This is a genomic window from Nocardia sp. NPDC060220 (assembly GCF_042727815.1).
Classification (GTDB): Bacteria; Actinomycetota; Actinomycetes; order Mycobacteriales; family Mycobacteriaceae; genus Nocardia.
This window is the reverse complement of record NZ_JBHWZY010000548.1, coordinates 1-4740: the sequence shown is the minus strand read 5'-3', so window position 1 is coordinate 4740 and position 4740 is coordinate 1. Positions and strand designations below refer to the sequence as shown.

The following is a 4740-nucleotide window of genomic DNA, read 5'->3' as shown; positions in this document are numbered from 1 at the left end:
ATCCTACGAATCGCTCGGCCCGCTGCTCGAGTCGATCGCGGCGCAGGTCGACGGCACGCCGTGCTGCACCCACATCGGCCCCGACGGTTCCGGACACTTCGTCAAGATGGTGCACAACGGCATCGAATACGCCGATATGCAGCTGATCGGTGAGGCTTACCACCTGTTCCGTGACGCGCTCGGTTTCGACGCCGGGCAGATCGCGGACGTGTTCACACAGTGGAACTCCGGGGACCTGGAGAGCTATCTGGTCGAGATCACCGCGCAGGTGCTCGCGCAGGTCGACGCGAAGACCGGCAAGCCGCTGGTCGACGTCATCGTCGACGCCGCCGAGCAGAAGGGCACCGGCCGCTGGACGGTCAAGTCCGCGCTCGATCTCGGTGTGCCGGTGACCGGCATCGCGGAGGCGGTCTTCGCCAGGGCGCTGTCGGGTTCGCGTGCCCAGCGCAAAGCCGCGGTGGGTCTCGCCTCGGGCACACTCGCCGACAAGCCCACCGATGTCGAGCAGTTCACCGAGGACATCCGGCAGGCGCTGTACGCGTCCAAGGTCGTCGCCTACGCACAGGGCTTCGACCAGATCGCCGCGGGCAGCGCCGAGTACAGCTGGGATCTGCACCCCGGCGATCTGGCGACGATCTGGCGCGGCGGCTGCATCATCCGGGCTCGGTTCCTGAACCGGATCAAGGAAGCGTATGAGCAGGACCCCGCCCTGCCGAGCTTGATCCTCGCGCCGTACTTCCGCGAGGCCATCGAGACCGCGATCGACAGCTGGCGGCGCGTGGTATCCACCGCCACCCTGCTCGGAATCCCGGTCCCGGCGTTCGCGTCCTCGCTGTCGTACTACGACGCACTGCGCGCAGAGCGCCTGCCCGCCGCGCTGACCCAGGGCCAGCGTGACTTCTTCGGCGCACATACCTACGAGCGCATCGACGCCGACGGCAAGTTCCACACTCTGTGGAGCGGTGACCGCAGCGAGGTCGTCGCGGGCTGAGCTCTGACTGCCGGTGTGGTGAATCTCGGGGTCGGCCAAGGGAAACCGAGGATTGACCCGCTGGTGGTTTGTCGCTGATGATGGTCGTGGACCCAGGGCGGCAACCCGCCCCGCGTTATCGACGCGTCCCCGTTCGGGACGCAGGACGCGGGGCGGGTGTCGACCCGAATTCCGAAGTCTGCGACGAAACCACACAGCGTCATTCCCGACGTTCGCCGAGGAGCATCATGAATGCGACCGAACCTGCTGCGCGCAAGGACAATCCGCGACCGAACGGTGTGCTCACGGACGGCGGTGGCCTCGATTGCCGGCGATCGGTTCACTCATGACCGACATGAGCATCGCTCTGGGTGATGTCACCCTGCGGGGCACCGTGACCGGCGCGGGCCCGACGGTGCTGTTGCTCCATGCGGGAGGCGAGGATCGCGGCGTGTGGGCACCGGTCGCGTCGCAGATCGCCGCGGCCGGATTCCGGGCGGTGGCCTTCGATTTGCGTGGACACGGCGACAGCACAGGGGAGGCGACAGATCTTCGGGCGGTTGCCGATGACGTGGCCGACATGGTGCGGCGTGAGCCGGCCCCGTTCGTGGTGGTGGGCGCTTCCGTCGGCGGGCTCGCTGCCATCGCCGCGCTCGGCGAACCGGATATTGCCGGTCGTGTGGCCGGTCTGATCCTTGTCGATGTGGTGCCGAATTCCGATCCGGATCGGGTACGCGCCTGGCTCAGTGACAGCGGGCTTCGCGATCAACGCACCGAACTGGTGGAAGACAGCCTCGCGGCCGGGCCTGCGCTGCATGCGACGGCAGTCGGTTCGGAAGTGCCGATGCTGCTCGTGCGCGGCGGACGGTCGCCGCTCACCGACGCCGAAGTGGATCGGTTCCTCACCGATCGTCGTGTCACGGTTACCCGTGTGCCCGATGCCGGACATCTCGTCGCCCGGGAGGCTCCCGAAGAGCTCGCACGCATTGTCTCGGAGCACGCAGGCACCTGGCTCGCTACCGCCCACGCTGTTCAGAGCGCATTCGACCTGCAGCGGGTTCTCGGTGCCGAAGTGATCGAACATCCCGGCGGAACTCTGCACGCTCACCTGCGCCGGGTCCACGCCCTCGTGGTCGAATGGAACGCCACGCCGCGAACCCGTCTGGCCGCGATCTGCCACGCGTCCTATGGCACGGACGGATTCGCTGTCGAGCTCCTGCCGACAACCGATCGGCCGCGGCTGGCGACCGTGATCGGGCACGACGCCGAGGGCCTGGTCTATCTCTACGGCGGGTGCGACCGCGAACGGACATACCGCGGCCTCGGGCGAGAGCCGCTGTCGGTGATCGACCGCTTCACCGGCACTTCCACGCTGGTCCAGGGTGCTGAACTGCATGATTTCGCGGTGCTGACGATCGCCAACGAGCTCGATGTCGCACGCCACGCGCACTTGCCGCCATCCGCGCGGACCGGGATCCGAAGCCTTGTCCTCGCGCTGGCGAGCTACGCGCCCGACGAGGCGGCGCGAGCGCTCGCGGACGAGGCGCTCGCCTGAGGGCGTGGCCGCATCACGGATCGCCGAGCTCGGATGCGGTCAGGGCAGGTCGGTAGGCGGCCAGGAAGAGATCTATCGCTGCGCCGGAGGGGTTTGCCGATATTGCTGTGGCATCGAGCATTCGGGCGTTCAGCGGTGCGCCCACGACCAGCCAGGTGAGCTGTTCGGCTGCGGCCCGGGGGTCGGGGATCGCGAGCACGTCGCGTGCGTCGAGTGCCTGCAGCGTGGTGGCGAGAGCGCCGATATTGCGGACCCAGCTCTGGTGCAGATATGTCGCCCCGACCTCGGGCAGGCGGGCCGCCTCGGCGGTGACCAGCCTGCGCATTTCCACCACGGTCGGCGAGAGGACGCCGGCCAGCAGCGTTCGTGCCCAGACGAGTAGGCCCTCGCGGACATCCTCGGCGGTCTCGAGTTCGGTGAGGGCGGGTCGCATCGCATCACGCCCGGCGGCGGTCCAGTGCTCCACGACCGCGGCGAACAAGCCCTCTTTCGACGGATGTTCGCGATACAGCGATGTTTTGGAGATCCCGGCGCGTGCGGCGATCTCGTCCATCGTCGATCCCGCGAACCCGCGCTCGAGAAACACCTCGCGGGCGACGGTGAGTAGTTCGGCGCCGGACTTCCCGGGTGGCCGGCCACGGCGTCGAGCAGAAGAGGTCATGCTCCCCATATTAGTACTTGACAGTACTTATTCATCCTCCTAGATTAAGTACTGGATCGTACTCAAGGAGTTGGCCATGATAGTTGCAGGTGTCGTCGTTGCGGCGGTCGTCTCGTTCGTCATCAGCGCGGTGCTGTACGCGACACCGCCGATCGCCGCGCTGGTGTCGAGGACGAGTACCCCGCGTCCCGGAATCGGCATGCCGGTCCAGATGCTGTTCGTGGTGCTGCGGGGGGTACTGGCCGCGGGGGTGCTGGCGGCACTGCTCGTCGCCGGCGATCGGCATGGCATCGCCGCCGGGGCGGCGGTAGGTGCGATCGTGGCGGTACTACCGGTGACCATCCTCGCCGGCGCCATCGTCCACGAGAACGTGCCGATACCGACCGCTCTGGTGCATATGACCGACTGGGTCCTGAAGTTGGTCGTCAGCGGTGTCGTGCTCGGCATGTTCGTCTGAATCCCGAACCCCGACAGGAGCTCTCATGAACACCGCACCGGGACCGATCGACATCACGTTCACCGCTGTCCTCGGAAAAGTCAGGGCGGGTGACACGTGGACATGCGTGCAACTGCCCGACTCCGCGCGGATCTTCGGCACCCGGGGCCTGGTCAAGGTGAAGGGAACGGTGGACGGTGTCGCGTTCACATCGTCGTTCATGGCACTCGGCGACGGCACCCACAAGCTTCCCGTCGCCGCCGAGATCCGCCGCCGCATCGGAAAGACCGATGGCGACGAAGTCACCGTCGAGCTGACTGAACGATTGAGCTGACAGACGGTGGCGCGGTGCCCTGCTTGGGGCGCAGTGGATCCGGGGACGGCCGCACGGTGGCCGAGTTGGTCTTCGCGACATCGGCGCGTAACGCACCAGGGCTATGCTGAATGTTTGCTGACGGTGTCCAGGGGATCGATCAGGTGATGGTGAGGCCTGTATGACCCGATTGCCGCACTATGCCGCGATGCTGGCCACGGCGGGTCATCTGCCTGCCGACGGTGACCGCTGGGCATACGAAGTGAAGTACGACGGAATCCGGGCCATTGCCTATATCGATGACGAACTGCGGCTCGAGTCGCGCAATGGCAACGACATCACCGTCGCCTGGCCCGAGCTGTCCGGGCTCGCTCCGGCCGAGCCCGGGTTCGTGGTCGACGGCGAGATCGTGATCGAACACGCGGGCCGATCCTCGTTTCAGGCATTGGCGCCGCGAATGCACCAGCGCAACCCAGCCGCTATCCGCGCCCTTGCGCAATCGACTCCGGCGACTTACATGATCTTCGACCTTCTCCACATCGGCGACCGGCCGCTGATCGAATTGCCCTATGCCCAGCGACGCGAGCTCCTCGAACATCTCGGGTTGACCCGCCCGCATTGGCGCGTCCCGCACTTGCTCCCCGGTCCCGCCGCAGACGCCCTGGCGATCTCGCAGGAACTCGGACTGGAAGGCATCATCTGCAAGCGTCGTAACAGCTGGTACCTGCCCGGGCAGCGCAGCCCCGCCTGGACCAAGGTCAAGAATGTCACCCACCAAGAAGTCGTGCTGATCGGTTGGAAGAAG

General features: G+C 66.7%; 5 protein-coding genes and 1 pseudogene. 5 read left to right on the top strand and 1 reads right to left on the bottom strand.

Going from position 1 to position 4740, the window contains the following annotated elements; genetic code table 11:
- Positions 1–991 (top strand): NADP-dependent phosphogluconate dehydrogenase (gene gndA / locus ACFWF3_RS24785; RefSeq protein WP_379315580.1); only part of this gene is annotated, 991 nt, incomplete at its 5' end.
- A 334-nt stretch (positions 992–1325) separates the two neighbouring features.
- Positions 1326–2525 (top strand): alpha/beta fold hydrolase, encoded by a 1200-nt coding sequence (locus ACFWF3_RS24780; RefSeq protein WP_379315578.1) that lies wholly within the window; start codon positions 1326–1328, stop codon positions 2523–2525.
- A gap of 13 nt (positions 2526–2538) precedes the next feature.
- Here the strand turns inward: ACFWF3_RS24780 and ACFWF3_RS24775 are convergent, their stop codons facing one another.
- A complete protein-coding gene (locus ACFWF3_RS24775; RefSeq protein WP_379315576.1) occupies positions 2539–3186 on the bottom strand; it encodes a TetR/AcrR family transcriptional regulator in 648 nt (215 codons plus the stop codon).
- Positions 3187–3262: 76 nt separating this feature from the next.
- Between ACFWF3_RS24775 and ACFWF3_RS24770 the strand changes: the two genes are divergently transcribed.
- From ACFWF3_RS24770 to ACFWF3_RS24760, 3 genes and pseudogenes are all read left to right on the top strand, one after another.
- Positions 3263–3643 (top strand): DUF1761 family protein, encoded by a 381-nt coding sequence (locus tag ACFWF3_RS24770; protein ID WP_379315574.1) that lies wholly within the window; start codon positions 3263–3265, stop codon positions 3641–3643.
- A gap of 25 nt (positions 3644–3668) precedes the next feature.
- Complete coding sequence (locus ACFWF3_RS24765; protein ID WP_379315572.1) at positions 3669–3956, top strand: DUF1905 domain-containing protein; 288 nt, start codon at positions 3669–3671, stop codon at positions 3954–3956.
- Between the two features lie 160 nt (positions 3957–4116).
- Positions 4117–4740 (top strand): annotated as a pseudogene (locus ACFWF3_RS24760) (hypothetical protein); the annotation flags it as partial.